This window comes from Pseudomonas sp. GW821-FHT02H06, from assembly GCF_059421525.1.
The window spans coordinates 152,195-178,178 of sequence record NZ_JBWKVD010000003.1; the positions used below are offsets into that span (position 1 = coordinate 152,195).

Annotated in this window: 24 protein-coding genes; 10 read left to right on the forward strand and 14 right to left on the reverse strand. The window is 60.3% G+C overall.

The annotated features are described in order from the left end of the window. The first annotated feature begins 59 nt into the window (after positions 1 to 59). Positions 60 to 1,037, forward strand: coding sequence for an NADPH:quinone oxidoreductase family protein (locus AC07VF_RS06695; RefSeq protein WP_423571912.1), 978 nt, complete (start codon positions 60 to 62; stop codon positions 1,035 to 1,037). A 63-nt stretch (positions 1,038 to 1,100) separates the two neighbouring features. On the opposite strand, the gene AC07VF_RS06700 is transcribed toward AC07VF_RS06695, so the two are convergent. After that, positions 1,101 to 1,925, reverse strand: a complete 825-nt coding sequence (locus AC07VF_RS06700; protein WP_495008388.1) for an energy transducer TonB — start codon at positions 1,923 to 1,925, stop codon at positions 1,101 to 1,103. Between the two features lie 65 nt (positions 1,926 to 1,990). Here AC07VF_RS06700 and AC07VF_RS06705 point away from each other — a divergent pair, with 65 nt between their 5' ends. After that, positions 1,991 to 3,133, forward strand: a complete 1,143-nt coding sequence (locus AC07VF_RS06705) for an acyltransferase family protein (RefSeq protein WP_192171370.1) — start codon at positions 1,991 to 1,993, stop codon at positions 3,131 to 3,133. Here the strand turns inward: AC07VF_RS06705 and AC07VF_RS06710 are convergent. Further along, positions 3,130 to 4,119: a WaaS/CpsH family glycosyltransferase gene (locus tag AC07VF_RS06710; protein WP_495008387.1), complete on the reverse strand. Its 990-nt coding sequence runs from the start codon at positions 4,117 to 4,119 to the stop codon at positions 3,130 to 3,132. The two genes, AC07VF_RS06705 and AC07VF_RS06710, sit on opposite strands and share 4 nt — an antisense overlap. Positions 4,120 to 4,336: 217 nt before the next feature. Between AC07VF_RS06710 and glpT the strand changes: the two genes are divergently transcribed. Beyond that, a complete protein-coding gene (glpT, locus tag AC07VF_RS06715; RefSeq protein ID WP_282365818.1) occupies positions 4,337 to 5,686 on the forward strand; it encodes a glycerol-3-phosphate transporter in 1,350 nt (449 codons plus the stop codon). A gap of 49 nt (positions 5,687 to 5,735) precedes the next feature. On the opposite strand, the gene AC07VF_RS06720 is transcribed toward glpT, so the two are convergent. From AC07VF_RS06720 to AC07VF_RS06760, 9 genes are all read right to left on the reverse strand, one after another. Then, positions 5,736 to 6,005 carry a type II toxin-antitoxin system RelE/ParE family toxin gene (locus AC07VF_RS06720; RefSeq protein WP_495008386.1) on the reverse strand — a complete coding sequence of 90 codons (270 nt, stop codon included), beginning with the start codon at positions 6,003 to 6,005 and terminating at the stop codon, positions 5,736 to 5,738. Next, positions 5,995 to 6,189 carry a type II toxin-antitoxin system RelB family antitoxin gene (gene relB / locus AC07VF_RS06725; RefSeq protein WP_282365821.1) on the reverse strand — a complete coding sequence of 65 codons (195 nt, stop codon included), beginning with the start codon at positions 6,187 to 6,189 and terminating at the stop codon, positions 5,995 to 5,997. The genes AC07VF_RS06720 and relB overlap by 11 nt, the downstream gene beginning before the upstream one ends. Positions 6,190 to 6,264: 75 nt before the next feature. Continuing rightward, on the reverse strand, positions 6,265 to 6,939 hold the full coding sequence (locus AC07VF_RS06730; RefSeq protein WP_495008385.1) for a gamma-glutamylcyclotransferase: 675 nt from the start codon (positions 6,937 to 6,939) through the stop codon (positions 6,265 to 6,267). Positions 6,940 to 7,150: 211 nt separating this feature from the next. Continuing rightward, positions 7,151 to 8,119, reverse strand: coding sequence for a CDP-6-deoxy-delta-3,4-glucoseen reductase (locus tag AC07VF_RS06735; protein WP_346628103.1), 969 nt, complete (start codon positions 8,117 to 8,119; stop codon positions 7,151 to 7,153). Beyond that, complete coding sequence (ubiD, locus tag AC07VF_RS06740) at positions 8,119 to 9,585, reverse strand: 4-hydroxy-3-polyprenylbenzoate decarboxylase (RefSeq protein WP_122534102.1); 1,467 nt, start codon at positions 9,583 to 9,585, stop codon at positions 8,119 to 8,121. The genes AC07VF_RS06735 and ubiD overlap by 1 nt, the downstream gene beginning before the upstream one ends. Before the next feature lie 70 nt (positions 9,586 to 9,655). After that, entirely contained in the window at positions 9,656 to 11,614 is a 1,959-nt protein-coding gene (locus AC07VF_RS06745) for an acyltransferase family protein (RefSeq protein WP_495008384.1), read from the reverse strand. Positions 11,615 to 11,710: 96 nt separating this feature from the next. Further along, complete coding sequence (gene rho, locus AC07VF_RS06750) at positions 11,711 to 12,970, reverse strand: transcription termination factor Rho (protein ID WP_037016529.1); 1,260 nt, start codon at positions 12,968 to 12,970, stop codon at positions 11,711 to 11,713. 228 nt (positions 12,971 to 13,198) lie between these two features. After that, entirely contained in the window at positions 13,199 to 13,528 is a 330-nt protein-coding gene (trxA, locus tag AC07VF_RS06755; protein WP_192171377.1) for a thioredoxin TrxA, read from the reverse strand. Between the two features lie 123 nt (positions 13,529 to 13,651). Further along, positions 13,652 to 14,356 (reverse strand): FadR/GntR family transcriptional regulator, encoded by a 705-nt coding sequence (locus AC07VF_RS06760; RefSeq protein ID WP_192171484.1) that lies wholly within the window; start codon positions 14,354 to 14,356, stop codon positions 13,652 to 13,654. Positions 14,357 to 14,622: 266 nt separating this feature from the next. Between AC07VF_RS06760 and AC07VF_RS06765 the strand changes: the two genes are divergently transcribed. The 5 genes from AC07VF_RS06765 (at position 14,623) to ppx (ending at position 19,316) form a co-directional block, all read left to right on the forward strand. Next, positions 14,623 to 15,408, forward strand: coding sequence for a transporter substrate-binding domain-containing protein (locus AC07VF_RS06765; RefSeq protein ID WP_192171378.1), 786 nt, complete (start codon positions 14,623 to 14,625; stop codon positions 15,406 to 15,408). Positions 15,409 to 15,431: 23 nt separating this feature from the next. After that, positions 15,432 to 16,097 (forward strand): amino acid ABC transporter permease, encoded by a 666-nt coding sequence (locus AC07VF_RS06770; RefSeq protein ID WP_122623513.1) that lies wholly within the window; start codon positions 15,432 to 15,434, stop codon positions 16,095 to 16,097. Next, positions 16,094 to 16,744: an amino acid ABC transporter permease gene (locus AC07VF_RS06775; protein ID WP_192171485.1), complete on the forward strand. Its 651-nt coding sequence runs from the start codon at positions 16,094 to 16,096 to the stop codon at positions 16,742 to 16,744. The genes AC07VF_RS06770 and AC07VF_RS06775 overlap by 4 nt, the downstream gene beginning before the upstream one ends. Further along, a complete protein-coding gene (locus tag AC07VF_RS06780; protein WP_122534109.1) occupies positions 16,731 to 17,465 on the forward strand; it encodes an amino acid ABC transporter ATP-binding protein in 735 nt (244 codons plus the stop codon). The genes AC07VF_RS06775 and AC07VF_RS06780 overlap by 14 nt, the downstream gene beginning before the upstream one ends. A gap of 348 nt (positions 17,466 to 17,813) precedes the next feature. After that, a complete protein-coding gene (gene ppx, locus AC07VF_RS06785) occupies positions 17,814 to 19,316 on the forward strand; it encodes an exopolyphosphatase (RefSeq protein ID WP_495008383.1) in 1,503 nt (500 codons plus the stop codon). Here the strand turns inward: ppx and ppk1 are convergent. After that, positions 19,303 to 21,540: a polyphosphate kinase 1 gene (gene ppk1, locus AC07VF_RS06790; protein WP_192171381.1), complete on the reverse strand. Its 2,238-nt coding sequence runs from the start codon at positions 21,538 to 21,540 to the stop codon at positions 19,303 to 19,305. The two genes, ppx and ppk1, sit on opposite strands and share 14 nt — an antisense overlap. A 517-nt stretch (positions 21,541 to 22,057) precedes the next feature. On the opposite strand from ppk1, the gene AC07VF_RS06795 reads away from it, so the two are divergent. Both AC07VF_RS06795 and elbB read left to right on the forward strand, forming a co-directional pair. Further along, positions 22,058 to 22,687 (forward strand): DedA family protein, encoded by a 630-nt coding sequence (locus tag AC07VF_RS06795; RefSeq protein ID WP_346627456.1) that lies wholly within the window; start codon positions 22,058 to 22,060, stop codon positions 22,685 to 22,687. Positions 22,688 to 22,822: 135 nt separating this feature from the next. Next, positions 22,823 to 23,503: an isoprenoid biosynthesis glyoxalase ElbB gene (elbB, locus tag AC07VF_RS06800; protein WP_192171383.1), complete on the forward strand. Its 681-nt coding sequence runs from the start codon at positions 22,823 to 22,825 to the stop codon at positions 23,501 to 23,503. A 42-nt stretch (positions 23,504 to 23,545) separates the two neighbouring features. On the opposite strand, the gene AC07VF_RS06805 is transcribed toward elbB, so the two are convergent. Both AC07VF_RS06805 and AC07VF_RS06810 read right to left on the reverse strand, forming a co-directional pair. Further along, on the reverse strand, positions 23,546 to 24,028 hold the full coding sequence (locus AC07VF_RS06805) for a YaiI/YqxD family protein (RefSeq protein ID WP_495008382.1): 483 nt from the start codon (positions 24,026 to 24,028) through the stop codon (positions 23,546 to 23,548). Positions 24,029 to 24,055: 27 nt separating this feature from the next. Then, the gene (locus AC07VF_RS06810) at positions 24,056 to 25,948 is read right to left on the reverse strand and encodes an FTR1 family protein (protein WP_495008381.1); all 1,893 of its coding nucleotides are present in this window, start codon (positions 25,946 to 25,948) and stop codon (positions 24,056 to 24,058) included. Between the last annotated feature and the right edge of the window lie 36 nt (positions 25,949 to 25,984).

The following is a 25,984-nucleotide window of genomic DNA, read 5'->3' on the forward strand; positions in this document are numbered from 1 at the left end:
GACCCCACAACCTCGCTACCTGTACTTATCGGCCATCCCCGAAAAAGGAATAGCCCTCGATGAAAGCCGTGCTGTGTAAAGCCTTCGGTCCCGCTGCAGATCTGGTGTTGGAGGAAATCCCCAGCCCGGAGCCGAAGAAAAACGAGATTCTTCTGGACGTGCACGCTGCCGGGGTCAACTTCCCGGACACGCTGATTATCGAAGGCAAATACCAGTTCAAGCCGCCTTTTCCGTTTTCGCCCGGAGGTGAAGCGTCGGGCGTCGTGACGGCTGTCGGCGAAAAGGTCAGCCATGTTCGTGTCGGTGACCGAGTGATGGCGCTGACCGGCTGGGGCAGCTTCGCCGAACAGATCGCCGTGGCCGGTTACAACGTCCTGCCCATCCCCGAAACGATGGACTTCACCACCGCTGCTGCTTTCAGCATGACGTACGGCACCTCCATGCACGCCCTTAAACAGCGCGCCAATCTGCAGGCAGGCGAAACGCTCCTCGTCCTCGGCGCATCGGGGGGCGTCGGCCTCGCCGCGGTTGAGATCGGCAAAGCCATGGGCGCTCGCGTGATCGCCGCCGCCAGCAGCGCAGAAAAGCTGGAGGTCGCCAAAACCGCCGGCGCCGACGAGTTGATCAATTACAGCGAAAGCAATCTGAAGGATGAAATCAAACGCCTCACCAACGGCAATGGCGTCGATGTGATCTATGACCCTGTGGGCGGTGACCTTTTTGATCAAGCCGTTCGCGGCATCGCCTGGAACGGCCGATTGCTGGTCGTCGGCTTCGCCAGTGGTCGTATTCCCGAACTGCCGGTCAATCTCGCGCTGTTGAAAGGTGCCTCGGTTGTAGGCGTGTTTTGGGGCTCATTTGCCCAACGCCAGCCGCAAGACAATGCGGCGAATTTCCAGCAACTGTTCACCTGGTTCAGCGAAGGCAAGTTGAAGCCGCTGGTGTCGAAGATTTACCCGCTGGAGCAGGCCGGGGAAGCGATTGAATCGCTGGCGCAGAGGAAAGCGGTGGGCAAGGTGGTGGTTAGCGTCAGGTAGCGCGTATCGGGATCCACCTGTTCTGAAGAAACGGAGCGAACTTTGCGCAGTTCTCTGCACGGCTCACAGCATCCTCCTCACTTGATCAGGCAACACGTCCTTGTAACGCAGTTCCGGAGTCGCCCGGCAGCGCTGAATGACCTCCGGAACTGCATCTGCCAGCGCATCCCCCAGCGCGAACCTGTCCTCGTCGGACAGCTTTCTGTAAGTCGCCACCCTCGCGAGCACGCTGTAGGTGTGCCGGAACACGCTCATCTCCACCTGTTCAAGATCAGACGAGTTCTGCTGGAAGTCTTCGAAGCGTTTGTTGAATTTCGCGCAGGACAGGTGGCGCAGACTCCGATGCAGCCAAGGCACGGCGGCATTTCCTTCACGCGGGTGGACGAAGTAATGCTCCTGACGCAGCGAAATGACTGCCGGACGCTGCTCACTGACGACCCAGGGTTTTACGCGCCACGTTGGCACCACCTTTACGACGGCGAGGGAAAACAGAGGATGCGAGCTGTCCAGCACATCAGGCTCGGAAACCCGTCCATCATGGTGCGCCACTAGGTCGTAGACGACCCACCCGGATATTCCCGATTTTGAAAGCGAATACGGCCAGGCAGGCGCCTTGCGGTAATCAAACTCCACACTGTGCTCATCTGCATGGGCGCCGATACATACCGCGAACATCAGCCATAAAACCCACTTGCTCATCACTGCCATCACCTGCGCGCTTCTCCCGTCTACCTCCTGCGTGGGTGCAAAAGGCTGGCGCGCATTTTGTGTGCTGTTCTCCGGCGGCAATAGCTCATGACTTCCCAAGGCTGCGTAGGACCAGTCCCAAATTTCAGAGTCATGCTTAAACAAGCCGCGACGCCGCTCGAACGGTTCCGTATATTTCACGGCCGATACATACCGAACACGAGTCATTCGGTATCGACTCCCATACGAACTGCGGACCCGTGTTGATGACCGTCACTCTGCTTTTGATCACGTTGTACGCGCTGTCGATCGCGATATTTTGCTTCGCCACCCGGCGACTGCCGATCCTCTCCAGAGACGCGCTTCATCGCGTTTCGTCGCTGGACGGGCTGCGAGGCGTGCTCGCAACCGCAGTCATTGTTCACCACTTCATGGTCAGTTATTACTGGCACGTCAACGGCGTTTGGGAAACCACGGACAGCCGCGTGCTGAACAACATGGGCACGGTGCCGGTGTCGTTGTTTTTCATGATCACCGGTTACCTGTTTACCGCGAAGATCTACCGAAGCGAGCCAAAATGGCGTCAGATTCTGTCGTCACGGGTACGACGAATCTTCCCGATGTACCTCTTCAGCGTCGCGCTGATTACGGCCATCGCGCTGTACCAGTCCGCAGGCATCAGTGCGCCGGTCATGGACACGATCAAGGCGCTCGGGCGATGGGTGATTTTCATCGGCAGCCCCCTCAGTGGTTTTCCGGACACCGTGCGTATCAACGCCTCGGTGCAGTGGACGCTGCTCTATGAAGCGGTCTTCTACCTGTCGCTGCCGGTGCTGTATTGCCTGCTTCGACGCAAGCTCCCCGGCATGGCCGTCGTGGTCGCGCTGATTGCGCTGGCGTGCCTGTGGGGCGAGTACCACCATCATTTTCACAACCGGTTCATCAAACTGTTTGCTGTCGGCATCGCGGTGGCGGTCTTTGAAGACCGGATGCGCCAGTGGAAAATCGACTTCACGGGCGTACGCTGCACGTTGGTAGCGGTCGCGATACTGCTGATCTGCTTGAAGCTCAAATCGTACTCAACGCTGCAAATGCTGATCCTCGGCATTCCATTTGCGCTGTTCGTACTCGGCAACAGCTTGCACGGGGTGCTAGAGATTCGAGGGTTGAAGATTCTGGGCGAAGCGAGCTTCAGCATTTACCTGCTGCACGGCATCGTCATCTACAGCGTGTTCAGCCTGCTGGGCGCGTACGACTTCGCAATGCCGGACCCGCTCAGCTACGCGCTGTACTTACCGTTGATCATCCTGCTGACCAGCAGCATCAGCGTCGCAACGTACTGGTGCATCGAGCACCCGTTCCTGCGCAAGGCATCGCCGAGCACCAAAGCAATCCTGCCGAAAGCTTAAGACTCGGTAACGGGTGACCGATGCGGGCTAGCCGGGGGCGGACTGAACACCTCGTTCGCCCAACTGGCCATGCTGTACCGCTGCACGACTTCTTCGGGCGGGTCCACGTATTCCCCGTTAATGAACGCGCCAGGGATCACGGGGTGCTCGCTGTCGATGATCAGGATGTTGCGCGGATCGTAGAAGTCGTAATCCGCCACCGATGGATTGTTGGTGATCATTTTCTTGCGGTAGAGCAGCGCCTCAAAAAAACGGAAGCTCAAACCCGCGTGGCCAGGCCGGACGATGTCGATCAGGATTTCCGAACGCCTGACGTATTCGGCCGTTTCATCGATGTCCATGCGCTGGCGGAAGAAGGTCAGTAATGGACTGGCTCCGGGCACTGGTTTGCTCTGCACCAGGAATTTGCAGGTGCTGGTGTAGCCCAGCTGTTCAAACGCTTGAGCCACCCGGCCAAGCACATCAACGCGGTGCTTGCCGCCCATCACGACGAACGCCTTAAAGTCGGACGTCGTTTTGAAATCGGCGTGCTCTTCGTAGATGTAGTTGTAGAGCTTGCGCAGCTGGTACTCGCGGGCATCGGCACTGTCGAAGGTGTAGACCTTGTCAAAGGTCGCCAGTTGATCGAGCGGCATGGACAGCCGTGCGATTCCGTCTGACAGATACGCAATGGTCAGCTGCGCGGCGGACTGTGCCTGCAGGACCAGCCCCTGATCCAGCTGACTCGGGTTCACCACCAGCAATGCGTCGACATCCCCTGCTGCCCGGATCGTAGCGTTGGCACGCCGAATGATCAGGTACTTTTTTAGCCATCGCCGCATCTTTCCCGGAAGCCAGGACAGCTCCTTCCCGCCTTGGGTCAGGTCAATGAACACCACGTCGTTCGACTTGCCGAGAAAGTGGCTGAGCCGGCCAAGGTATCCGCCGACATCGCGGCACAGAATGATGATCTTTTGATTCCGAATCCCAAGCGGGGGTGACTGCATGTCGGTTTGCCAATCGTGAGCCCATGAGCGCGCACTTTACCTGTCCCACGCATTGAAACCCACCTACGCGCAGCACTGCACAAACGCGATGTTCGCAAAGGAATTCCCTCCCGCCCCGCATTTACGCCCTTTTTATCCGATGAGAAGCCTTCCTATTTTCTGTAACGAAAATGTAATATTCGGATTCGCATAACAAAAAAATAAATGGAGTGTCCCGATGTTTGCCTTTTTCCGTCCTGCCGCGCATCAGGCTCCGCTGCCTGCGGAGCGTGTCGACTCCACCTACCGCCGCCTTCGCTGGCAGATTTTCGCCGGCATCTTCTTCGGCTACGCCGGCTACTATTTGCTGCGCAAGAACTTCTCGCTGGCCATGCCCTACCTGATCGATGAGGGATATACCCGCGGTCAACTGGGGCTGGCGATCTCGGCGATCGCCATTGCGTACGGCCTGTCGAAGTTCCTCATGGGGCTGGTGTCGGATCGCTCCAACCCGCGTTACTTCCTGCCCTTCGGATTGGTGATTTCCGCGCTGGTGATGTTCGTGTTCGGATTCGCACCCTGGGCGACGTCCAGCGTGACGATCATGTTCATTCTGCTGTTCATCAACGGATGGGCCCAGGGCATGGGCTGGCCGCCGAGCGGACGCACGATGGTGCACTGGTGGTCGCAGAAGGAACGTGGCGGCGTCGTGTCGGTGTGGAACGTGGCGCACAACGTCGGCGGCGGCTTGATCGGCCCGCTGTTCCTGCTCGGACTCGGCTGGACCAACGACTGGCACGCCGCATTTTATGTGCCTGCGGCGGTTGCCCTGTTTGTCGCTCTGTTCGCCTTCGTCACCATGCGTGATACCCCGCAGTCCGTGGGCTTGCCGCCGGTCGAGGAATACAAGAACGACTACCCGGAGGGCTACGACGCGAGCCACGAAGAGGAATTCACCGCCAAAGAGATCTTCGTCAAATACGTCCTGCGCAACAAAATGCTCTGGTACATCGCGCTGGCCAACGTGTTCGTTTACCTGCTGCGTTACGGCGTGCTGGACTGGGCGCCAACGTATTTGAAAGAAGCCAAGCACTTCGACGTCGATAAGACGTCCTGGGCGTACTTCTTCTATGAGTGGGCAGGTATTCCGGGCACGCTGCTGTGCGGATGGATGTCCGACAAGATCTTCCGTGGCAACCGTGGCCTGACCGGCATCGTATTCATGGCAATGGTGACCGTTGCGACGCTGGTCTACTGGCTCAATCCGCCCGGCAACCCCACCGTCGACATGATTGCGCTGGTCTCGATCGGCTTTCTGATCTACGGCCCGGTCATGCTGGTCGGCTTGCAGGCCCTTGAGCTGGCACCGAAGAAAGCAGCCGGCACGGCAGCGGGATTCACTGGCCTGTTCGGGTATCTCGGTGGTTCGGTCGCCGCCAGCGCCCTGATGGGCTACACAGTCGACCACTTCGGCTGGGACGGCGGCTTCGTGCTGCTGGTGTCCGCTTGCATCCTCGCGATAGCGTTCCTGGTGCCGACGCTGCGCCATACGCGGGTGGCGAGCCAGTCGCGAGAGGAAATGGCTTAAGTCTCAAACGGAAAAGGCTTGGTCAGTGCGCTGATCAAGCCACGTCTGTTCAAGGGTATTGCTGGCGAGCGTGAAGGACGCTCAGTATCTCGATACGATCCGTTAGTCGGTGAATAGCCACGTAATTCGGATGGACAATGATTTCGCGGGTATTGAGCACCCGACCTAAGCGGTAGAGGTAAGGATGCTCGGGCAGTGCTGAAGTAGCTCTCTCAATTTCAGCATAAAGCTCTTCCGCCGCTTGTGGATTTCGCTCATCAATATACTCAAGTATCTCCCACAGATCGGCGACTGCCTCCGGGCGCCACTCAACGATCATCGCTACGCTTGTCGCGCTTGGCGGCCAGTCTCGCTTTCAGTTTTGCCATGACTTCATCATGCGCGACGTTAGGTCTTGGATCGTCTACCGAAGCCTGCACCTTTGCACGGAGCCACGCGTCATAACGCGCAGCCTGCTCTTCTGATTCGAACTCCGACACAAGCGGAGAAAGCCGAGCACTCATGATTAACTCCTCAGGGGGTTTCGATGCAGCCTAGCGTCTTGCGCGCAAGCCTGACCGGAAGATCGTGACCAGATGCTATATCGCCAACAACACTGGCTTACACCGCTTGAACCGCGCCTCCAGGCTCAGGTCCGGCATGGCGTGGGTGCGCAGTGCGTGGATGGTTTGTTCGACGTATTCCCACGTGGTCCCGTATCGCCCGCTGGCGTTGGCCAGCACTTGGGTGAGCACGCTGTCGGGCAGGTTGCCGGCGTAACTGGGCAAATGCCGCTCCAGCACAAATCCCAAAGCCTGCACCTTGGTGCCGTCTTCAAGTCGGCAGTTGAGCCAGCGTGGGCGGTAGGACGGGAACGGCATTTCTCTCTGCCACAACGCCAGCAGCGATTCGTCGATATTGTCTTCGGGCAATCGGTACGCGAATCCGCTGCAGGAGCCGCCTCGATCCAGACCGAAGACCAGCCCCGGCTGCTCGGGGGTGCCGCGATGTTCATGGGACCAGAGATAGAGGCCGCGATGATAACCGTGGACCCGACCGCGCTGACGCTCGACGGCGCTGCACTCGGGCCGCCAGATCAATGACCCGTACGCGAACAACCAGATCGGGCCGCCCTGGTGACGGCTCATCGTGGCGTGGATGGAGGCAAGCAGCTGTTCTCGGGTGAGCTTCGGCCCAAGATCGATGACCGGCGGGTAGGACAACCCCAGGCCGTCATGGACAGCTCCCGCCAGGATATTGATTTGATTCCCCATCTGGTTCCCCCCACCGGCAAGGCTGACTCCGGTGCAACGCTGAACACTCATGAAACGGGTCTGGCAACAACGAATGAACAATCAGACGGCATCGCAGGCAGTGTGACGTTGTGACTCGGCCACCGGCGCATGGGTCACGCCGGAAAAACCGATATCTGACAAACAGCCATGCAATACGCTGTCCACATCCAGCTCGGCGAGTGGCTGCGCTTCAGGGCCTCGGCGCGTAAGCGAAAACATCGGCACGCATCTGATGCGCATCCATGCCAGCCAGCACCAGCGCATCAAGGGTCGAATAGACCATCGCCGGTGAACCGCTGGCGTACACATAAAGCGACTTCAGATCGCTGAAGTCCTCGCAGACCGCCTCGTGCAGCATGCCGCAGCGCCCTTCCCAACCGCACAGATCACTGACGACCCTGTGCAGGAAAAGGTTGGGCAGCGTCTGCCATTCATCCCAATGCCTGAGCTGATAGAAATCTTCCGGACGGCGCATTCCCCAATACACATGCACCGGATACGGAAAGCCTTTTGAGCGGCAATGCTCGATCAGGCTGTGCATCTGCCCCATACCGGTGCCTGCCGCGATCAATACCAGCGGGCCATCGGGCAGTTCGCCCAAGTGAGTATCACCGAAGGGCAGGTCAACTCGCGCCATGCCATCGCGCTGCAACTGTTTGATCAGATTTTGCGCACTGGCCTCGCGGGCGAGCACGTGAAATTCCAGATCTCGCCCGCTCTCCGGCGCCGAGGCCATGGAAAATGCCGATTTCTCGCCATCGTCCCGATGGATCATCAGGTACTGACCAGCGTGATAACGCGGCGGTTTGCCCGCAGGCGCACGGAGCATCACGCGCCAGACATCGCCGCCGACTTCCACACATTCGCTGACCTGGCAGGCGAACGTGCGCACCGGCAACTCGCCGAGCGCCAGCACACTGTCCCACAGCACGACGCAGTCTTCCTGCGGCACCGCCAGGCACGTATAGATTTCGCCGTGGTTGCGGATTTCTCCGGCCTGCTCGACGCTGCCTTCAACCAGCAGCGCGGAACAGATGTGGCAATTGCCGTTACGACAGCTCTGAGGGCATTCGTAGCCCAGACGCTGAGCGGCGTCGAGGATCCGCTCGCCCGGCAATGTCTCGATGACTGCGCCCGATGGCTGCAAGGTTACACGCATCAATCAATTCCCAGCTGAGTCCAGATTTCATCGATCCGGCGGGTCACCGCTTCGTCCTTGACGATAGCGCGACCCCATTCACGGGTGGTTTCGCCCGGCCATTTATGCGTGGCATCGAGCCCCATTTTCGAACCCAGGCCGGAGACCGGCGAGGCGAAATCGAGGTAGTCGATTGGCGTGTTGTCGATCATCACCGTGTCGCGCTTGGGGTCCATGCGCGTGGTGATCGCCCAGATGACGTCATTCCAGTCACGGGCATTGATGTCGTCGTCGGTGACGATAACGAACTTGGTGTACATAAACTGTCGCAGAAACGACCAGACGCCCAACATCACGCGCTTGGCATGGCCGGGATACTGTTTCTTGATCGTCACAACCGCCATGCGGTACGAGCAACCCTCGGGCGGCAGGTAGAAGTCGACGATCTCGGGGAACTGCTTCTGCAGGATCGGCACGAACACTTCATTCAGCGCGACGCCCAGAATGGCGGGCTCGTCAGGCGGCCGACCCGTGTAGGTGCTGTGGTAAATCGGCTTGATGCGGTGGGTGATGCGCTCGACCGTGAAGACGGGGAAGCTGTCGACCTCGTTGTAGTAGCCGGTGTGGTCGCCGTACGGACCCTCATCGGCCATTTCGCCGGGATGAATCACGCCTTCGAGGACAATCTCTGCACTGGCCGGGACCTGGAGGTCGTTGCCACGGCACTTGATCAATTCGGTACGGTTGCCACGCAGCAGGCCGGCGAATGCGTATTCGGACAGGCTGTCAGGCACCGGCGTCACGGCGCCGAGGATAGTAGCGGGATCTGCGCCCAAGGCCACCGAGACCGGGAATGGTTGACCCGGGTGTTTGTCGCACCAGTCCTTGAAATCCAGCGCGCCGCCGCGGTGGCTAAGCCAGCGCATGATCACCTTGTTGCGGCCGATCACCTGCTGGCGGTAGATGCCCAGATTCTGCCGTTCCTTGTTAGGCCCGCGAGTGACCGTCAGGCCCCATGTGATCAGCGGGCCCACATCGCCGGGCCAGCAGGTCTGTACCGGCAGCATGCCGAGGTCGACGTCGTCGCCTTCGATCACGATCTCCTGACACGGGGCGTCCTTGACGACTTTCGGCGCCATGGCGATGACTTTTCTGAAGATGGGCAGCTTGGACCAGGCGTCTTTCAGGCCCTTGGGCGGCTCGGGCTCCTTAAGAAAGGCCAGCAGCTTGCCAATTTCCCGCAGCTCGGACACCGATTCGGCGCCCATGCCCATGGCCACCCGCTCAGGCGTGCCAAACAGATTGCCGAGCACCGGAATGTCGAAACCCGTCGGCTTTTCGAACAGCAGCGCTGGCCCCTTGGCGCGCAGGGTCCGGTCGCAGATTTCGGTCATTTCCAGTACAGGGGAAATAGGCACCTGAATGCGTTTCAACTCTCCGCGCTGCTCAAGCTGCTGCACGAAATCCCGTAGATCCTTGAATTTCATTAACCCGGCCACTCACCAAATAGATGCACATCCTACCTGCTCTGACCGCAGACGGCAGCCTGTGTCCAACTCAAATGCGCGGTGTTGCGCGGAATACCGGCGCGAACAGCGGCTGCATCTTCTCGCCGCCCAGATCCGACAGGTGATCCTCGTCCTTGTACAGCGAACGCCCGTCAACTTCGGCACGGCACAGGCCGCCCTCACACAGCAGTGGTTTCGGGTCAATCAGGTGAACGCCCGCATCCGCTTGGCTGAGGGTGGCGAACAGCTGATTGATGAACGCCTGTCGCGCATCAAGCTCCGTCGCCGGCCGCCCAACCTCTGCCGCCGAACGCCCGACCCGCGCCAGGCTGCTCAATCTCTCGATGGTGCCCTTGCGCTGCTGCGGCACTTCCTTGAACAACCAGACCTGGGCGCCGGCTGCACGCAATTCGGCGATCTGCGCTTTCAACGCATCGGCAAAATACGCTTCGTTTTGAGCAATGGATTCCCGTTTCAGCAGCACGTTGCTCTTGTTGCCGTCTTCCAGCCCGTAGATGTACAGGCTCCAGCGCGCGGCCAAGGTGACATCGGGAATTTGCTGCATTCGAACGCGCTCGACGTTCAGCGCATTGAAATCCTGACAGCGCTTACTGGTTGCGGTGCTGACAAGGGGCGGGCATCCACTCATGCTCGCCAGCCAGACAGGCATGTGCGCTTGCTCGGCCGCGATCCTGACGCCAGGCCACAAAGCCGCTGCATGACTGTCGCCCCAGATCAGATGGGACGGCGCGGCGTCGGCATTGCCACCCGCTCGACAGAGCTTGTCCAGACCCTTGCTGTGCTTTGATCCGAGCAGGAAACAGTCCATCTGACCGGCGTTCCATTCCTGAGACAGCGCATAGGCACGCGCCTGACCCGACATCCGTTGCGGCACGCCATCACTGGAGCGCACCGCCTGTCCTACCAGCGCCAGCACGGCCAGGGTCAGCAGGCCGCCAATCAGCACCGGCTTGCGGCCGGCCAGTAAGCGGCGCTCACGGAACGGGAGCTCGACGAAGCGCCAGCTCAGCCAGGCCAGCGCGCCGGCCAGAAGAATCCAGCCGACCGCTTCCAGGTCGGAAATGCCGTCGGCGGAAATCGCATTGGCGTAGACATGGATAGGCCAATGCCACAGGTACAGCGAGTAGGAGATGAGACCGATCGCCACCAGCGGTTTGATGCTCAGCAAACGCCCGACCCATGACGCGGGATGACCGTTGGCCCAGATCATCGCAGTCGTGCCCAGCACCGGCAGCAGCGCCGCCCAGCCGGGGAATTGAGTGGTTTTGTCAAAGCTCAGCATCGCCAGTACGACCGCCGCAAAGCCGCTCAGGCTGATCGTCTGGTACACCCAGCTCGGCAGCGGGCGTTTAGGCGCAGGCGCGACGGCCAGCATCGCACCACAGAGCAGTTCCCATGCACGCATCGGCAGCAGAAAAAACGCAGCCTCGGGTTTGTGCTTGATCGCCCAGATGTTCAGCCCGAACGACAGCACCAACAGGCCGAGCAGCAACCAGCGCCAGTGCCGCACGTAACGCGTCGCCAGCACCATCAGCAGCGGGAAGAAAATGTAGTACTGCTCCTCCACCGCCAGCGACCAGGTGTGAAGCAGCGGTTTGAAATCTGACGCGGAATCGAAGTAGCCGTCCTGCCGCATGAACAGCAGATTGGACATGAACATCGACTGATACCGCACTTCCCGGCCCAGCTCGGCGTAGTCCTTGGGCGTCAGCAATATCCAGCCAAACGCCAAAGTGGCCAGCACGACAACGGTCACGGCGGGGACGATACGCCGCGCGCGACGGACCCAGAAATCAACGAAGCTGAATCGTCCTGCGCTGATCTCACGGAAAATGATGGACGTGATCAGGTACCCGGAGATGACGAAGAACACATCGACGCCGACGAAGCCGCCGCTCAGTCCAAGACCGAAGTGAAACAACAGCACCGGGACCACGGCCAGGGCCCGCAGCCCATCGATATCACGGCGATTGCCAAACGTGTGCATGACGCTCCTTGTCTACGGGAGAGGTCTACGGAAAAGGGCAAAAAAAATGGTGTCCGGAAGGACACCATTTTTCTACGGTCGGTTCAGCGCAGGGTGTTACTTGCGCTTCATCGACAGGAAGAACTCATCGTTGGTCTTGGTCTGTTTCAGCTTGTCGATCAAGAACTCGATGGCGGCGACTTCATCCATAGGATGCAGCAGCTTGCGCAGGATCCACATGCGCTGCAACTCGTCGTCGGCCGTCAGCAACTCTTCGCGGCGTGTGCCGGAGCGGTTGATGTTGATGGCCGGGAAGACGCGCTTCTCTGCGATCTTGCGATCCAGAGGCAGCTCCATGTTGCCGGTACCCTTGAATTCTTCGTAGATCACTTCATCCATCTTCGAGCCGGTTTCAACCAGCGCGGTGGCGATGATGGTCAGCGAGCCGCCTTCTTCGATGTTACGTGCCGCACCGAAGAAACGCTTTGGCTTCTCGAGGGCGTGCGCATCGACACCACCGGTCAGGACCTTGCCGGAGCTCGGAATGACGGTGTTGTAGGCGCGAGCCAGACGGGTGATGGAGTCAAGCAGGATGACCACGTCTTTCTTGTGCTCGACCAGGCGCTTGGCCTTTTCGATCACCATTTCGGCGACCTGCACGTGACGGGTCGGTGGCTCATCAAAAGTGGAAGCAACCACTTCGCCGCGCACGGTGCGCTGCATTTCGGTTACTTCTTCAGGACGCTCATCGATCAGCAGAACGATCAGATGGACTTCAGGGTTGTTACGCGTGATGTTCGACGCGATGTTCTGCAGCATGATGGTCTTGCCCGCCTTTGGCGGAGCAACGATCAGGCCGCGCTGACCTTTACCGATCGGGGCACACAGATCGATGACGCGACCGGTGAGGTCTTCGGTGGAACCGTTACCGGCTTCCATCTTCATGCGAATGGTCGGGAACAGCGGCGTCAGGTTTTCGAACAGAATCTTGTTCTTCGCGTTTTCTGGACGGTCGAAGTTGATGGTGTCGACCTTGAGCAGTGCGAAGTAACGCTCGCCTTCCTTTGGCGGACGGATCTTGCCGACAATGGTGTCGCCCGTGCGCAGGTTGAAGCGGCGGATCTGGCTCGGCGAGACGTAAATGTCGTCTGGGCCGGCGAGGTAGGAGGCGTCTGCAGAACGAAGGAAGCCGAAGCCATCCTGGAGGATCTCCAGCACGCCGTCACCCGAGATTTCCTCGCCGCTCTTCGCGTGCTTCTTCAGCAGGGAGAAAATCACGTCCTGCTTGCGCGAACGGGCCATATTTTCTATGCCCATCTGTTCGGCCATTTCGAGCAGATCGGTAATAGGCTTTTGCTTGAGTTCAGTCAGGTTCATATAGGAATGACGTAATCATGTATGGAGGGGGAAATTAAGCTTTTGGCTTAATGAGGCCGCGCCGCAGAGAAGGCGACAGGATCGCGTGCAAATCGAAAGGAGACGGTCGGCGACGGCTAGCAGGGGGCAACGGAGAAGCCGTTGCGGGGCCGAATGTACCACTTGATTTTCTAAGCGTCTAGTACGACGCCAGAAAAAAACCCCGCGATTTGCGGGGCTTTAACGTCATCAGATATTGGCGTCGAGGAACGCTTGCAGCTGGGACTTGGACAGTGCGCCGACCTTGGTCGCGGCGACTTCGCCGTCCTTGAACAGCATCAGAGTCGGAATACCACGGACGCCGTGCTTGGCCGGTGTTTCCTGGTTGTCGTCGATGTTCAGCTTGGCGATGGTCAGCTTGCCATCGTAATGAGTAGCGATGTCATCCAGAACCGGGGCAATCATCTTGCACGGGCCACACCATTCAGCCCAGTAATCGACCAGTACAGGGCCGCTGGCCTTCAGGACATCGGCTTCGAAGCTCGCATCGCTGACATGCTTGATCAGGTCGTTACTCATGAGATTTCTCCGAGGTCATAGGCAAAAAAACGTGGGCCATCATAACTGTGTCACGCGGTGACAGGAAGCCGAGGTTGATTGTCTCTTGCTATGACTCGACAGGGTTGCCTCAATCGACGGAGCTCAGCCGGAGGGTGCGACGAACACAATGCCGGTGCGTAACGCCGCGCCGCGGATGTGCTCCTGCATGGCTTTCTGCGCCGGGCCAGACGCGTTTCGCGCCAACGCCCGGAGGATCTTGCGGTGCTCCTGCCAGGTCTCCATCGCCCTGCCCGCCCGGATAAATGGCAGCTTCTGGCTTTCCAGAAAAATATCGGCGCTGCTGGTGATGATCCCCAGAATCGCCTGATTGCCACTGGCGACAAGGATGCGTCGATGAAAATCGAAGTCGAGCCGGGCTGCGCACTCAAAGTCCCCGGCCTTGAGCTCAAGCCGCATCGCCTCGACGTTGTCTTCCAGTACATCGCGCTCGTCGGCCGTCAACGTCACTGCCGCAAGCCCGGCTGCAAAACCCTCCAGGGCGTAGCGCAACTGAAACGTCTCTGCGGGCGAGGCGTGCGCTGCATACGGCCAGGAAAATCCACTCGTGCTCCGTTGTGGTTCAGAAATCGCCTGCACGAAGACGCCCTTGCCGGGCTGCACACTGACCAGTCCCAGAGCGCTCAACGATGACAATGCTTCGCGCAACGAAGCGCGACTGACGCCCAGACGAATCGCCAGATCCCGCTGGGATGGCAGGCTGTCGCCGGGCACATAGCCCTGCTCGGCGATCAATTTGCGGATCGCCTGGAAGGCGGCTTCAGGCACTGCGACAGGGCTCGGATGCATAGCGATCAAGGTGTGGAAACCGTAGGAAAAATCCCTTGTATCGCCATCGGAGGTATCCGGCAAGTGACGCCCAAGCGAGGGGCGCCGGGCCTTTCAGGCGCGCCAAAGCAGGGCGCCTCGTCAACTCACTGTTCAGACCAGTTAGACCGGATCAGGCCTGGGGCCCGCATTCCACGGTTGCAAACAAACGGCTGGCATGGGCTGTGCACTGATGCTGGGCCATCACCCGGGCTTCGCCTACACATTGATCGATTCGGAGACACCCCATGACCCAGCGTTACAGCGCCCTGCTCGCCGCCCTGTTTGCCAGCCTCATGCTCGGCCAGGCCCCCGCCCACGCTAATGGTCTGGATGATGTAACCGCCCGCGGCACGTTGAAAGTCGCTGTGCCGCAAGATTTCCCGCCCTTCGGCTCGGTCGGCCCCGACATGAAGCCGCGCGGCCTGGACATCGATACCGCCCAACTGATCGCCAACCAACTGAAGGTTAAGCTTGAGCTGACGCCGGTCAACAGCACCAATCGCATCCCTTACCTGACCACTGGCAAGGTTGACCTGGTCATCTCCAGCCTTGGCAAAAACCCGGATCGCGAAAAGGTCATCGATTTCTCCCGCGCTTACGCACCGTTCTACCTCGCGGTATTCGGCCCACCTGAAGACGCGATCAAAACCGTGGACGACCTGAAAGGCAAAACCATCAGCGTGACCCGTGGCGCCATCGAGGACATCGAACTGACCGCCGTCGCACCGAAGGAAGCCACGATCAAACGCTTCGAAGACAACAACTCGACCATCGCGGCTTATCTGGCCAAGCAGACCGACCTGATCGCCAGCGGCAACGTGGTCATGGTTGCCATCAGCGAGAAAAACCCCAAGCGCATTCCGGAGCTGAAAGTGAAGCTCAAGGACTCGCCGGTCTACGTGGGCGTGAACAAAGGTCAGCCTGAGTTGCTCGCCAAAGTGAACGAGATCCTCGAAGCGGCGAAGAAAGACGGCGCGCTGGAGAAGAACGCGCAGACCTGGCTCAAGCAGCCATTGCCTGCCGACCTCTGATCATCGACTGCCGAGGCGCTTAAATGGCTTATCAGTTCGACTTTATCCCGGTCCTGCAAAACACTGACCTGCTCCTGCGCGGCGCGCTGTTCACCCTGGAACTGACCGCCATCGGCACCCTGCTCGGCGTCAGCGTCGGCATCGTCGGGGCGATTGTCAGGGCGTGGAAAATTCAGCCGTTCTCGGCCATTTTCGGTGTCTACGTCGAGCTGATCCGCAACACGCCGTTTCTGGTGCAGCTGTTTTTCATTTTCTTCGGGCTGCCGTCCCTGGGGCTGCAGATATCCGAGTGGCAGGCCGCCGTGCTGGCGATGGTCATCAACCTCGGCGCCTATTCGACGGAGATCATCCGCGCGGGTGTGCAGGCCATTCCGCGCGGCCAGATCGAAGCGTCGGCCGCGCTGGCAATGACCCGCTTCGAGACCTTCCGCCACGTCGTGCTGGTCCCGGCACTGGGCAAGGTCTGGCCGGCGTTGAGCAGCCAGATCATCATCGTGATGCTCGGCTCGGCAGTCTGTTCGCAGATCGCAACGGAGGAGCTGAGTTTTGCGGCGAACTTCATTCAGTCGCGCAACTTCCGCGCGTTTGAGACGTACATCATTACCACGCTGATCTACCTGTGCATGGCGCTGCTGGTGCGTCAATTGCTGGCGTGGATCGGCCGACGTTACATCGCGAGGAGCCGCTGATGGATTTCACCCTCTGGGACGTCGTGCGCAACTTGCTGACCGGGCTGCAATGGACACTGGTGTTGTCGCTGGTGGCATTCATCGGCGGCGGCGTGATCGGGTTGCTGGTGATGACCCTGCGCATCTCCGAGAAGGCAATGCCCCGCCGGCTCGCGCGCTGCTATATCGAGCTGTTTCAAGGCACGCCGTTGTTGATGCAGCTGTTTCTGGTGTTCTTCGGCGTCGCGCTGATGGGCATCGACATTTCGCCCTGGTTCGCGGCGGCGCTGGCGTTGACGCTGTTCACCAGCGCGTACCTGGCTGAGATCTGGCGGGGCTGCGTGGAGTCGATTTCCAACGGCCAATGGGAAGCTTCGGCGAGCCTGGCGCTGACGCCCTTCGAGCAACTGCGCTACGTGATTCTGCCCCAGGCATTGCGCATCGCGGTGGCGCCGACGGTAGGGTTCTCCGTGCAAGTGGTCAAAGGCACGGCCGTTACGTCGATCATTGGCTTCACGGAGCTGACCAAAACCGGCGGCATGCTCGCCAATGCCACGTTCCAGCCTTTCATGGTCTACGGCTTCGTTGCCTTGGGCTACTTCCTGCTTTGCTATCCGTTGTCGCTCAGCGCGCGCTACCTGGAAAGGAGACTTCATGCCTCTGCTTAGAATTTCCGCCCTGCACAAGTATTACGGCGACCACCATGTGCTCAAGGGCATCGACCTCAGCGTCGAGGAAGGCCAGGTCGTGGCGATCATCGGGCGCAGCGGTTCGGGCAAAAGCACACTGCTGCGCACGCTCAACGGGCTGGAGTCGATCAATGACGGCGTGATCGAAGTCGACGGCGAATACCTCGATGCAGCGCGGGCTGACCTGCGCAGTCTGAGACAGAAAGTCGGCATGGTCTTTCAGCAATTCAACCTGTTTCCTCACCTGACGGTGGGCGAGAACGTGATGCTTGCGCCGCAGGTGGTGAAGAAGGTTTCCAAAGCCGAAGCGACCAGGCTGGCGAAGGAAATGCTCAATCGCGTGGGCCTGGGCGAGAAATTCGACGCCTTCCCTGACCGGCTGTCCGGTGGTCAGCAGCAGCGCGTGGCGATTGCGCGTGCGCTGGCGATGTCGCCCAAAGTGCTGCTGTGCGACGAAATCACCTCGGCGCTCGACCCGGAACTGGTCAACGAGGTACTCGCGGTCGTTCGCGAGCTGGCCAAGGACGGCATGACGCTGATCATGGTCACCCACGAAATGCGCTTCGCCCGGGAGGTGGGCGACAAGCTGGTGTTCATGCACCAGGGTAAGGTGCATGAGGTGGGCGACCCGAAAGAGTTGATGGCCAACCCGAAAACGCCCGAACTGGCTAATTTCATTGGGTCAGTCGAGCAGGCTTGAGCCCGAGTGCAGCACCGGCTTTCGCTCAAATCGTAGGACCGGCTTTAGCCGGGAAGGCGTCAGCTGCCATACCGTACAACTGATGGTGTACACACCGGCCTCTTCCCGGCTGAAGCCGGTCCCACTAAAACACCGCGTGCATCCTGTGGGGGCTGGCTTCGGCTCAAATTGTAGGACCGGCTTTAGCCGGGAAGGCGTCAGTTGCCATACCGTAAAACTGATGGCGTACATAACGGCCCCTTCCCGGCTGAAGCCGGTCCTGCTAATACCGCGCAAATACGTTGCCGGTTTGGCGACGGTGATGGATCGTGGCACGATGTCGGAGTTATCGACCGAGATCTTTTGACCATGCCGCTATCCACAGCCAAAAACCTCTCGCTGATCGCCGCGATCGACCTGGGCTCCAACAGCTTCCATATGGTTGTCGCCAAAGCCAATCAGGGCGAAATTCGCATCCTCGAGCGGCTCGGTGAGAAAGTGCAGCTGGCCGCGGGGATCGATGACGACCGCCGCCTCAGCGAAGAATCCATGCAGCGCGGGCTCGACTGCCTCAAGCGTTTCGCCCAGCTGATCAACGGTATGCCGCCCGGCGCCGTGCGCATCGTCGGCACCAACGCCCTGCGCGAAGCCCGCAATCGCAACGAATTCATTCACCGCGCCGAAGAAATCCTCGGCCATCCGGTCGAGGTCATCTCCGGTCGTGAAGAAGCGCGCCTGATCTACCTGGGCGTCTCCCACACCCTGGCCGACACGCCCGGCAAACGCCTGGTCGCCGACATTGGCGGCGGCAGCACCGAGTTCATCATCGGCCAGCGCTTCGAGCCGCTGCTGCGCGAAAGCCTGCAGATGGGCTGCGTCAGCTTCACTCAGCGTTATTTCAAGGACGGCAAGATCACCCCGGCGCGCTATGCCCAGGCTTACACCGCGGCGCGGCTGGAAATCATGAGCATCGAGCACGCACTGCATCGCCTGACCTGGGATGAGGCCATCGGCTCGTCCGGGACCATTCGCGCCATCGGCCTGGCGCTGAAAGCCGGCGGCCACGGTAATGGCGAGGTCAACGCGGAAGGCTTGGCCTGGCTCAAGCGCAAGCTGATGAAGCTGGGCGAAGTGGACAAGATCGATTTCGAAGGCCTCAAGCCTGATCGTCGGGCAATCTTCCCGGCGGGCCTCGCAATCCTCGAAGCCATCTTCGACGCCCTCGACCTCAAGCGCATGGACCACTGCGAAGGCGCCTTGCGGGAAGGCGTGCTCTACGATCTGCTCGGCCGTCATCATCACGAAGACGTGCGCGAACGCACCCTCAGCTCGCTGATGGAGCGCTATCACGTTGATCTCGAGCAAGCCAACCGTGTCGAGCGCAAGGCGCTGTCGGCGCTGGAGCAAGTAGCGAAGGCGTGGGAGCTTGAGGACAATTCGTACCGCGAGTTACTGAGCTGGGCCGCCAAAGTGCATGAAGTGGGCCTGGACATCGCCCACTACCACTACCACAAGCATGGCGCGTACCTGATCGAGCACTCGGACCTGGCCGGCTTTTCCCGCGAGGACCAGCAAATGCTTGGCCTGCTCGTGCGCGGTCACCGCCGTAATATTCCCAAGGACAAGTTTGCCGAGTTCGGCAACGAAGGCGTGAAGCTGATTCGTCTGTGCGTGTTGCTGCGTTTCGCGATCCTGTTCCACCACATTCGCGGCACCCAAGAGATGCCGCAGCCTGTGCTGACTGCCAACGATAACCATCTGGACATCGTGTTCCCGGATGGCTGGCTGGAAAACAACCAGCTGACTCAGGCCGACTTCGCGCTCGAAGCGGAGTGGCTGACCCGAGTCGGCATCATCCTCAACGTACGCTAAGGACCGGGTTGCTGAGTTTTTCCAACAGACTCGCCTGCACATTGCGGGCGTTCTGGTTGCCGGTCGGGGTGCTGCGAATGTAGCGCCCGTCCGGCTGCAGCAGCCAGCTATGGGTGTTGTCGGTCAGGTACCCTTCCAGCTCTTTCTTCACTCGCAAGATCAGCTTCTTGCCTTCCACCGGGAAGCAAGTCTCGACGCGTTTGTCGAGGTTGCGCTCCATCCAGTCGGCACTGGACAGAAACATCTGCTCGTCCCCGCCATTCAAGAAGTAGAACACCCGTGTGTGCTCAAGGAAGCGCCCGATGATCGAGCGCACCTGAATGTTGTGGGACACGCCCGGCACGCCAGGACGCAGGCAGCACATGCCGCGCACGACGAGGTCGATCTTGACCCCCGTCTGGCTGGCCTTGTATAGCGCGCGAATGATCTTCGGATCGGTCAACGAGTTGAACTTGGCGATGATGTGCGCAGGCTTGCCCTCGGACGCGAACTGCGTCTCCCGGCCAATCATGTCCAGCATGCCTTTCTTCAGGGTGAACGGCGCGTGCAGCAGCTTCTTCATGCGCAGCGTCTTACCCATGCCGATCAACTGGCTGAACAGCTTGCCGACGTCTTCGCACAACGCATCGTCCGAGGTCAGCAGGCTGTAGTCGGTATAGAGACGCGCGTTACCGGCGTGATAGTTGCCGGTGCCCAAATGCGCGTAGCGCACAATCTCACCAGCTTCACGGCGCAGGATCAGCATCATCTTGGCGTGGGTCTTGTAGCCGACCACGCCGTAGATCACGACGGCGCCGGCCGCTTGCAGGCGGCTCGCCAGTTGCAGGTTCGACTCTTCGTCAAAACGCGCACGCAGCTCGATAACCGCAGTGACTTCCTTGCCGTTGCGCGCGGCATCCACCAGCGCATCGACGATTTCAGAGTTGGCGCCGCTGCGGTACAGCGTCTGCCGCACGGCCAGCACGTGAGGGTCTTTCGCGGCCTGGCGCAGCAGATCGACGACCGGGGTGAAGGACTCGAACGGGTGCAGCAGCAGGATGTCCTGCTTGCTGATGACGTTGAAAATGTTTTCGCTGTTCTGCAGCAGCTTCGGAATCGCCGGGGTGAACGGCATGTACTGCAGCTCGGGGTGACTGTCCAGACCCGTGATGCTGAACAAACGCGTCAGGTTCACCGGGCCATTGACCTGATACAGCTCGGTCTCGCTCAGGTTGAACTGCTTGAGCAGATAGTCCGACAGCAGTTTCGGGCAGGTGTCTGCCACTTCCAGACGCACTGCATCGCCGTAGCGACGGGAGAACAGCTCGCCACGCAGCGCGCGGGCAAGGTCTTCCACGTCTTCGGAGTCGAGGGCCAGGTCAGCGTTACGGGTCAGGCGGAACTGATAGCAGCCCTTGACCTTCATGCCCTGGAACAGGTCATCGGCGTGGGCGTGGATCATCGACGACAGGAACACATAGTTGTCACCCGGGCCGCCCACGTCTTCCGGCACCTTGATGATGCGCGGCAACAGGCGCGGTGCCGGGATGATCGCCAGACCCGAGTCACGGCCGAAGGCGTCAATGCCTTCCAGCTCAACGATGAAGTTCAGCGATTTGTTCACCAGCAACGGGAACGGGTGCGTCGGGTCCAGACCGATCGGCGTGATGATCGGTGCGATCTCGTCACGGAAATAACGGCGCACCCAGGCCTTGATCTTGGCGTTCCAGTTGCGACGGCGAATGAAGCGCACCTGATGCTTCTCCAGCTCCGGCAACAGGATGTCGTTGAGAATGGCGTACTGGCGATCCACGTGGCCGTGGACCAGCTCGCTGATGCGCGCCAGCGCCTGGTGAGGCTGGAGACCATCAGCGCCGGCCTGTTCGCGAGCAAAAGTGATTTGCTTCTTGAGCCCGGCAACGCGGATTTCGAAGAATTCGTCGAGGTTGCTGGAGAAGATCAGCAGAAACTTGAGCCGCTCAAGCAACGGATAGGACTCGTCGAGCGCCTGTTCCAACACGCGGATGTTGAACTGCAGCTGCGACAGCTCCCGATGGATGTAGAGACTGCTGTCATCCAGATTGGGCACCGCGATGACATGCGGGGCTGGATGATGCGGTTCCAGCGCGGGGACCACTTCAATGGTCGGCTCGACCACGGCAGTGACCTCTTGGTTGACGGGCGGCTGATTGACAGGCTGAGGGTCAAGCTCGACTGCGGCTTCGGTAGATCCTTCGGTGCTCATGAATAATCCTGTAAGGCAATTGGCCTTGTAACAGTTGGGCCGCGCATACGGCCGATGTCGGAATGCCGCTTGCGCCACAACAGTGGTGACGTACAGCGTGGGACAACGGTCACGCCCAAGGCGTGGCGGTTCTGAAGATGTTTGCAGCCTGACTCGATGTCGTGCGGCGAGGCGACCGGCGTCAGGCTCGACGCTGTGAGCGGTTTGACTCTCCACGCTACGGATTTCTCCGTACGGTGCAAGCCCTGACCTGCAAACATTCGGGTGGTGCCAGGTAGAAGGCACGTGCAAGAAGGGGCTCCGAGCCCATCCAGACGGGCAAGCGTGACATTTATAAGCGGCGATTATGACACTCGCGTGACAGGTGTAATTGCGACGTAACGTGTGCGATACAAACCCCCTCTCCAAGCGAATAATCGCTCCCGGATGTAGGAAACTTTAACGCGGTGACACATTTGCATACTTTCCTGAATGACTTGGGCGCGTTAGGCTGCGCGTTCATTTCGCCAGCACCTAAATAATGCTCCAGCATTTTTTACAAGAATTTGGCTACTTCGCCCTTTTCCTCGGGACCTTTTTTGAAGGCGAGACCATTCTGGTGCTCGCCGGCTTTCTTGCGTTCCGCGGATACATGGATATCAATCTGGTCGTGGTGGTTGCCTTCTTCGGCAGCTACGCAGGCGACCAGCTCTGGTATTTCATGGGGCGCAAGCATGGCCGCAAGCTCCTGGCGCGCAAGCCACGCTGGCAGTTGATGGGCGACCGTGCGCTGGAGCATATCCGCCGCCACCCCGACATCTGGGTGCTGAGCTTCCGCTTTGTGTATGGCTTGCGCACGGTCATGCCGGTTGCCATCGGCCTGTCCGGTTATCCACCGGGGCGCTACCTGTTGCTCAACGGCATCGGCGCGGCGGTATGGGCGGCGGCGTTGGGGGCAGCGGCGTACAAGTTCGGCTCGGTGCTCGAAGGCCTGCTGGGCAACGTCAAGAAATACGAGCTGTGGGTGCTTGGGGCCCTGCTGGTAATTGGCGTGCTGCTGTGGATTCGCCGCCGCATCAAAAACGCACGCATCGCTCGAGAAGAGAAGCTGGCCGTCGCGGCCAATGCCGAAGCCAATGTAGAAGCCAGAAACACCCCTGACGAGTAAATCCTCGGCCCATGCCGATGAATCCGGAGACATTCGCTGACGGCGTTGTCCTAGGTTCATGGCTTGCGACAATCAGCGCAAGGCTGACCTGCGTAACCGGTGACTGACCGGAGCGCCCGAGAGAGGAACACGCGAATGACCAAAAAAGTGGCCGTTATTCTTTCTGGCTGTGGCGTTTACGACGGCGCGGAAATCCACGAAAGCGTGCTGACGCTACTGCGCCTCGATCAACGCGGCGCCTCAGTGAAGTGCTTCGCACCGAATATCCCTCAGCACCACGTCATCAATCACCTGACCGGCGAAGAGATGCCCGAGTCGCGCAACGTGCTGATCGAATCAGCCCGCATCGCCCGTGGCGCCATCGAAGACATTCGCGAAGCCGACGTCACTGAGTTCGATGCGCTGATCATCCCCGGCGGCTTCGGTGCAGCGAAAAACCTGTCGAACTTCTCTACCCAAGGCGCTGGCTGCAAGGTCCAGGCAGAAGTGCTGGCGATGGCCGAAGCGTTCGCCGCCGCCGGCAAACCTATCGGGCTTATCTGTGTTTCGCCTGCGCTGGCCGCCAAAATCTATGGGCCGGGCGTGACCTGCACGATCGGCAACGACGCGGATACCGCTGCAGCGATCACCCGAATGGGTGGCACTCACCAGGAATGCGAGGTGACGGAAATCGTCGAGGACAAGGACCGCAAGTTGGTGAGCACGCCGGCTTATATGGTCGCAACGTCCATCGGCGAGGCAGCGTCCGGAATCAACAAGCTGGTGGATCGGGTGCTGGAGCTGGTGCAGGAAAACGAGGATCGCCTCCCGGACTGATGCTGGAAAAGGGGCTGGAAGCGGATTGATCGCTCGCCAGCCCTACGGGTTCTCGCCTGCAGGCGCCGAGGGATACTCGCGAGCCAGCCGCGTCAGGATCCGGTCGAGGCAATTGGCGAAGGCCTGTTTCTCCCGCTCGCCATAGGCGCCCTGCCCGCCACTGGCCTGGCCTTGCTCCCGCAGATCCGTGAAGAGGTTACGCATCGCCAGGCGCTGACCCATGTTCTGCGCATCGAATTCCTTGCCCCGGGGATCGAGCGCTGCAACGCCCTTCTTGACCAGCCGATCAGCCAACGGCACATCGCTGCAGATCACCAGCTCGCCCGGCACGGCGTGCTCCACCAGATAGTCGTCAGCCGCATCCGGCCCGCTGGGTACCACGATCAACTTCACCAGGGTGAGGCTCGGCTTGATCTGGCTCTGCCCCGCCACCAGCACCACCTCATACTTGCGCTTGAGGGCGAACTTGATGACGAGGTCCTTGGCAGCCTTGGGACAGGCGTCGGCATCGATCCAGACGCGCATAAGCGACTCCAATTCCAGAAAATGAATTTATGCGGCGACCGCCCGGCGCTTCTCGGCTATCCGGCTGCGGCCATACAGCACCACAATCGCCAACAGCGCGATGGCTTGCGCGCCGAGGGAATAGGCGTCGGCGTGAATGCCCAGCCAGTCGAATTCGAAGAACGGCACCGGACGCGTCCCGAAAATCCCGGCTTCCTGCAATGCCTTGACGCCATGGCCGGCGAACACCACCGACAGCGCACACAGCAGCGCGGCATTGATGCCGAAAAACAGCGTCAGCGGCAGTTTCGCCGACCCCCGCAGGATCACCCACGCCAGGCCGACAAGCAGCACCAGCGCCGTGGCGCCTCCGGCCAACACGGCATTGTGGCCGGCGGGGCCTGCCTGCAGCCACAGGGTCTCGTAGAACAGAATGACTTCGAACAGCTCGCGGTAGACCGAGAAGAACGCCAGCACTGCAAAACCGAAACGGCCACCGCCGCCGACCAGACTGCTCTTGATGTAGTCCTGCCAGGCGGCGGCATGACGTCGATCGTGCATCCAAACGCCCAGCCACAGCACCATGACGCTCGCGCACAGCGCGGTCGCGCCTTCCAGCAGTTCGCGCTGCGAACCACTGACATCGATGACGTACGCTGCCAGCGCCCACGTACCCAAGCCTGCCAGCAACGCCAGCCCCCAACCGACGTTGACGCTGCGCACCGCCGATTGCTGACCGGTGTTGCGCAGGAACGCGAGAATGGCGGCGAGCACGAGAATCGCTTCCAGTCCTTCGCGCAGCAGGATCAGCAGACCGGAGATGAAGCTCAATGAGGTGCTCAGGCCATCGCTGCCAAGCAGATCGGCCGATTCCTTGAGCTTGACCTTGGCATCAGCGAGTTTCTGCGCCGCTTGGGCTGCGGGCAGGCCATCCTGAAGCGACTGCCGGTAGGCCATGAGCGCTTTTTCGGTGTCCTTGCGCACGGTGGCATCGACGTTGTCGAGTGAGCTTTCGACCAGCTCGAAACCCTCCAGATACGCCGCGACGGATAGGTCATATGCCTGCTCGCGATCACCGGATTGGTAAGCGGCCAAACTTTTGTCCAGAGTTGCGCTGGTGTAATCGAGCAACTGAGCCGGGCCGCGCAGAACCTGAGGCGGCTGCGCGCGCTGGGCACGGAAGCTGGCAGCGGCTTGCGGCCCATCGCTGGCACCGACTTCAGCCGGTGTCTGCCGCGCCAGATCGGCGAGGTTGTAGGGTTTTTCCTGCTTCGCAACGGAATCCGCACTGAAGCCTGCGATGTAAGTCGCGACGTCCCAACGCTGACGGTCATCCAGCTGGTCCGCGAAGGCAGGCATTTCAGTGCCTTCAATGCCCAGACCGAGGGTATTGTAGAGGTCGTAGAGACTCAGGCGGTCCAGTCGCGCTGCGTCACGCAGGTTGGATGGCGGTGGTGAAAGGCCAATCCCGGCGGGGCCATCGCCTGCGCCCGCGTCGCCGTGGCACACCGAACAATACTGCGCGTACAAGGGCGCGCCACGTGCGGGATCCGGGGTGATCACCGGCGCCTGACTGACTTCGTATGCCACGGCCAGCTTCGCGCCGAGCTGACGCGCCTGACGAGCCACCTGCGCGCCGTCCTGCTTCAGGTTGACCGCATTCAACAGCGCCGTGACGCCCTGCTCCAGCTCTGCGCGCTCCAGCTTTGCCGGCAGCGTTGCGATCGTGCCCTGCAGCGCCGCGAGAAACTCCACCTGCTCGCGGTACTCCGCGTCATCCACGACCTTGCCATCCGCGACCGTCGCCGGGTAATCCGCCCCGACGTAATCGAGCAGATGCAAAGCCTGAGCCGCGTCCTCGGCAGGCGCTGCGCAGGCCCCGACGCTGAACACGCTCAACAGCACGAGGCTCAGGCAGGTCAATAAGCGGGAGCGAAACATGGGGGTGGATCTCAAATAGGAATGCGAAGGGTTGCC

Bases quoted from the DNA above. Each gene is read 5' to 3' on its own strand.
- elbB (WP_192171383.1), top strand. From the start codon at position 22,823: ATGACCAAAAAAGTGGCCGTTATTCTTTCTGGCTGTGGCGTTTACGAC.
- AC07VF_RS06760 (WP_192171484.1), bottom strand. From the start codon at position 14,356: ATGCATCCGAGCCCTGTCGCAGTGCCTGAAGCCGCCTTCCAGGCGATC.
- relB (WP_282365821.1), bottom strand. From the start codon at position 6,189: ATGAGTGCTCGGCTTTCTCCGCTTGTGTCGGAGTTCGAATCAGAAGAG.
- ubiD (WP_122534102.1), bottom strand. From the start codon at position 9,585: ATGAAATTCAAGGATCTACGGGATTTCGTGCAGCAGCTTGAGCAGCGC.
- ppk1 (WP_192171381.1), bottom strand. From the start codon at position 21,540: ATGAGCACCGAAGGATCTACCGAAGCCGCAGTCGAGCTTGACCCTCAG.
- AC07VF_RS06735 (WP_346628103.1), bottom strand. From the start codon at position 8,119: ATGCGTGTAACCTTGCAGCCATCGGGCGCAGTCATCGAGACATTGCCG.
- AC07VF_RS06810 (WP_495008381.1), bottom strand. From the start codon at position 25,948: ATGTTTCGCTCCCGCTTATTGACCTGCCTGAGCCTCGTGCTGTTGAGC.
- AC07VF_RS06695 (WP_423571912.1), top strand. From the start codon at position 60: ATGAAAGCCGTGCTGTGTAAAGCCTTCGGTCCCGCTGCAGATCTGGTG.
- AC07VF_RS06780 (WP_122534109.1), top strand. From the start codon at position 16,731: ATGCCTCTGCTTAGAATTTCCGCCCTGCACAAGTATTACGGCGACCAC.
- AC07VF_RS06730 (WP_495008385.1), bottom strand. From the start codon at position 6,939: ATGGGGAATCAAATCAATATCCTGGCGGGAGCTGTCCATGACGGCCTG.
- ppx (WP_495008383.1), top strand. From the start codon at position 17,814: ATGCCGCTATCCACAGCCAAAAACCTCTCGCTGATCGCCGCGATCGAC.
- AC07VF_RS06720 (WP_495008386.1), bottom strand. From the start codon at position 6,005: ATGATCGTTGAGTGGCGCCCGGAGGCAGTCGCCGATCTGTGGGAGATA.
- AC07VF_RS06745 (WP_495008384.1), bottom strand. From the start codon at position 11,614: ATGCACACGTTTGGCAATCGCCGTGATATCGATGGGCTGCGGGCCCTG.
- rho (WP_037016529.1), bottom strand. From the start codon at position 12,970: ATGAACCTGACTGAACTCAAGCAAAAGCCTATTACCGATCTGCTCGAA.
- AC07VF_RS06805 (WP_495008382.1), bottom strand. From the start codon at position 24,028: ATGCGCGTCTGGATCGATGCCGACGCCTGTCCCAAGGCTGCCAAGGAC.
- glpT (WP_282365818.1), top strand. From the start codon at position 4,337: ATGTTTGCCTTTTTCCGTCCTGCCGCGCATCAGGCTCCGCTGCCTGCG.
- AC07VF_RS06710 (WP_495008387.1), bottom strand. From the start codon at position 4,119: ATGCAGTCACCCCCGCTTGGGATTCGGAATCAAAAGATCATCATTCTG.
- AC07VF_RS06705 (WP_192171370.1), top strand. From the start codon at position 1,991: ATGACCGTCACTCTGCTTTTGATCACGTTGTACGCGCTGTCGATCGCG.
- AC07VF_RS06765 (WP_192171378.1), top strand. From the start codon at position 14,623: ATGACCCAGCGTTACAGCGCCCTGCTCGCCGCCCTGTTTGCCAGCCTC.
- AC07VF_RS06770 (WP_122623513.1), top strand. From the start codon at position 15,432: ATGGCTTATCAGTTCGACTTTATCCCGGTCCTGCAAAACACTGACCTG.
- trxA (WP_192171377.1), bottom strand. From the start codon at position 13,528: ATGAGTAACGACCTGATCAAGCATGTCAGCGATGCGAGCTTCGAAGCC.